At 66.4% G+C, this 3687-nt stretch carries 4 protein-coding genes; 1 reads left to right on the top strand and 3 read right to left on the bottom strand.

Annotated features, from left to right (window positions below; genetic code table 11):
- Positions 1–29: 29 nt before the first annotated feature.
- Entirely contained in the window at positions 30–1454 is a 1425-nt protein-coding gene (locus tag ACLFQI_RS12435) for an ABC1 kinase family protein (protein WP_410759781.1), read from the bottom strand.
- Between the two features lie 124 nt (positions 1455–1578).
- Here ACLFQI_RS12435 and ACLFQI_RS12430 point away from each other — a divergent pair, with 124 nt between their 5' ends.
- Positions 1579–1968, top strand: coding sequence for a hypothetical protein (locus tag ACLFQI_RS12430; protein ID WP_410759779.1), 390 nt, complete (start codon positions 1579–1581; stop codon positions 1966–1968).
- A 6-nt stretch (positions 1969–1974) separates the two neighbouring features.
- Here the strand turns inward: ACLFQI_RS12430 and ACLFQI_RS12425 are convergent, their stop codons facing one another.
- Together ACLFQI_RS12425 and pmbA are read right to left on the bottom strand one after the other, a co-directional pair.
- Positions 1975–2247, bottom strand: a complete 273-nt coding sequence (locus ACLFQI_RS12425) for a hypothetical protein (protein ID WP_410759778.1) — start codon at positions 2245–2247, stop codon at positions 1975–1977.
- Between the two features lie 186 nt (positions 2248–2433).
- The coding region (gene pmbA / locus ACLFQI_RS12420) for a metalloprotease PmbA (RefSeq protein WP_410759777.1) at positions 2434–3687 on the bottom strand (1254 nt) is incomplete at its 5' end.

Raw genomic sequence — 3687 nt, 5'->3', positions numbered from 1 at the left:
TCGTCGGGAAGCAGAACCAGCCCGAGCCGTCAGCTGGCTGTCGCCGAGTTGGCGTCGTCCGCTGTTCCCGAACGACCCAGGTCGGTTGCGCGGCATCGCTCGCTGAGCCTTCCGGTGGGGTTCGAATCGACCAGATAGGGCTCCAGCATCGCGCGCAGATCGACCTGCGCGCGCAGGCGCCGGCAGAGCATGAAGATGCCGGCGAACTTGCGCTGCAGGAACATGGTCGCCGGTTCCGGCATGTGGCTGAACATCTTGTCGTTGAACATGTCGCGGCCACGCGCGAAGACGCGCTCGAACAGGGTCGAGTCGGCGAAATCATAGGGGCCGTCGCTGCTGATGGTCTCGCCGGAGAGGCGGATCAGGTCGAGCAGGCGCTCAGCCTGCTCGGTCGGCACCTCGCTGCCGATGTAGCCGAGCGCGTTCGCGCCTTGCCGCATCCCGGCCCGGTCGTCGGCGAGCGTGGCGCGGGCGAGCTGCCGATAGCCGTCGATCAGCGCCGGCGGCACCGCCCGCGTGGCGCCGAAGTCGAGCAACACGATGCGGCGCGAGTCGGCCGCGTAGAGGAAGTTGCCGAAATTCGGATCGGTCTGCACCAGCGCGAACTCGAACAACTCGCGGATCATCAACCGCGCCATCAACGTGGCGACGCGGTTGCGCTCGGCGCGGCTGAAGTCGCTGGCGCTGAGCTGGTCGATCGAGATGCCCTCGGCGAAATCCATCGCCAGGATGCGCGCGGTCGAGAGATCCGCATGCACCGCCGGCACCAGAAAGTCCGGATCGTCGCCGATCAGCGCGCGATAGGCCCGCAGGGACGCCGCCTCGGCCTCGTAGTCGGCCTCCTCATGCAGCTGCCGGCGCGCTTCTTCGAGCATCGGCATCGGGTCGAAGCCTTCCGGCATCATGCCGAAGTTGCGGCTCAAAAAGGCGAGATTGGCGATGTCGCTGTCGATCGACTCGCGCACGCCGGGGAACTGGACCTTGAGCGCCAGACGCCGGCCGTCGCGGGTCTCGGCGCGATGCACCTGGCCGATCGAGGCGGCGGCGATGGGTTTGAACTCGAAGCGCTTGAATCGCTTGTTCCAGTCCTTGCCCCATTCGGCCGTGAGCACGCGGTTGAGCTGGCTCAGCGGCATCGGCTCGGCGCGATCGCGCAGGGTCGCCATGATCTCGGCGGCCTCGGGCGTGAAGATATCCGAGCCATCCATCGACATCAGCTGTCCCATCTTCATCACCGCGCCGCGCATGCGCGCGAGGCGGTTGGTCAGGCGTTCGGTGGCGGCCGGACTCAGGCGGATGCGCTGCGCGTCGCCCTCACGGCTGCGGGCCAGGTCGAGCATGCCGCGCAGGCCGATGCCGCTGGCGAAGTCCGTGGTCGCACGGCCCATGTGCCAGAGACGGCTCAGCCGTTTGCTGGGAACCGCGAGCCCGGTTGTCGAAGGTTTGTTCGCCATGAATGGCCTCATGTTTGATCGCTGCGTAGAGTTGTCGTAGTGGGTATGCGACAATTAATGTACAAGCCTAACAGCGCCCATCATCGGTTGTAGATGACAGATCGCACAGAGGAATCCCTGACCAATGACGATGAGTACGATGATGGCCGTGCTACTGAACGGAGTCGCTCAGATCGAGTACGACCGCAGCAAGGCGTTGTCCGACTATCAAGCTGCCTATCTCGACAAGATGGATCGCAAGATGGAGACGCAAGGCATCGATATCGATGGCGAGCGGATGCTGACGCCCGCGTTGGCGCAGAAGGCGCAGTTCGTCGCCGCGAACCTGGCCAACGCGATTCTGGCCAACGACGAGCCCCAGGTCGCGGCGATGACGACTTGGCTCGCGGTGCGGTTACCGGAACTCAAACAGGTCAAGCTGCGCGAGGAGGCGGGCGGTTTCGCAATCGAACTGGATTTCGACGAGGCCTATATCAAGCAGCATCCGGTGCAGATCACGCCGCGCCGGCATTGAGGCCATTCAAACCCCACGAATGGCGCGGTCGAGGCGCGCCTTGGCATCGACCCAGGCCGGATCGCCGATGCCCTCGACCACCGAGCGCTCCATCAGCGCATAGGCGATCTGGCGTTGCTCCGGCCCCAGATCGCCAAGCTTGCTGAGCTTGAAGAGACGGCCGGCGCGGTCGTACTCCAGCGTATTCACCAACGCATAGAGCGTGAGCGCGGCGGCCGATTCCGGGGCGGCCTCGATCACGGCGATGGTCTGCTCGAGGGCTTGACTCGGATCGATCATGGGAGGGGCACTGTTGGTCTTCGCCGGTTCGGGTTGCCGGCCGCCGCAGGACCCTGGGCTCGCTGTCTACACTGAGCGTGCGCCTGTTGCCCGGTCGAGAATGGGGCGCGCCGCGACCGCATGGCCTGGCCGGGCAGCGGCGGGCCGAGGCTGAGGAAGACGCCGACACAGAGGTCGAGTTCCCGTTCATTCGCCGGCGATCGTCATCTCGTCTAGCAGCCACGAACCGGTGGCGGTGCTGCCGGAAAAGTCGCAGTCGTTGCCGATCGCGACCAGCCCCTTGAACATGTCCTTCAGGTTTCCGGCGATGGTGATCTCCTCGACCGGATACTGGATCTCGCCATGCTCGACCCAAAAGCCGGTCGCGCCGCGCGAATAGTCGCCAGTGACGTTGTTCACGCCCTGGCCCATGAGGTCCGTCACGAACAGCCCGGTGCCGAGTTCGCGCAGCATGGCCGCACGATCACGGTCGCTCATGCCGACCGTCATGTTGCGCACGCCGCCGGCATTGGCGGTCGTCGTCATGCCGAGCCGACAGGCCGAGTAATGATCGAGCAGATAGGTGTGCAGCACGCCGTCGCGCAGGATGTCCTTGGGTGCCGTCGCGACGCCGTCGCCATCGAACGGGGCGCTGGCGAGCCCGCGCGGGCGCAGCGGGTCCTCGCGGAGCTGCACGAACTCTGGAAAGATCGGCTCGCCGAGCTGATCGAGCAGAAAGCTCATCTTGCGATAGAGACTGGAACCGTTGATGGCCCCGCACAGATGACGCAATAACCCGGCCGCCTGCTCGGCACGAAACAACACCGGCGCGCGCCGAGTGCCAAGGCGCCGAGCGCCGAGGCGGGCGACGGTGCGCTCGGCGGCGCGCCGGCCGACGCTCGCGGCGGACTCCAGATCCTCCGGCGCGCGCGCCGAGGTCCACCAATAATCGCGCTGCATGTCGTCGCCGACCTTACCGACCACGGCCACGCTCAGACCATGGCGCGTGCTCGGATAGCCGCCGACGAAGCCGTGGCTGTTGCCGTAGACCTTGAGTCCGGCGTGCGTGCTGAGACTGGCGCCCTCGGAGTTGACGATGCGCGCATCCTGGGCGCGCGCGGCGTCCTCGCACTCGGTCGCCAGCCGCACCGCGTCATCGACGCTGAGGCCCCAAGGGTGCTCAAGATCGAGGTTCGGGATCTCGCTCGCCATCAGCTCCGCTGGCGCCAGGCCGGCGCAGGGGTCTTCCTGGGTGTGCTTGGCGATGCTGCAGGCTTGCGCAACCGCGTCGCTGATCGCGCCGGCGCTCAGATCCGAGGTGCTCGCCGAGCCCTTGCGCTTGCCGAAGTAGACGGTGATGCCGAGCCCATGGTCGCGGGTGTGCTCGACCGTTTCGATCTCGCCCATGCGCACCGCCACCTCGAGCCCAGTGCTGGCGCTGACGCCGGCTTCGGCCGCGCT

The organism is Halochromatium sp., assembly GCF_046541315.1.
Classification (GTDB): Bacteria; Pseudomonadota; Gammaproteobacteria; order Chromatiales; family Chromatiaceae; genus Lamprobacter.
Note: the sequence above shows the minus strand (reverse complement) of the source record. Positions and strands in the feature narration are given on the sequence as shown.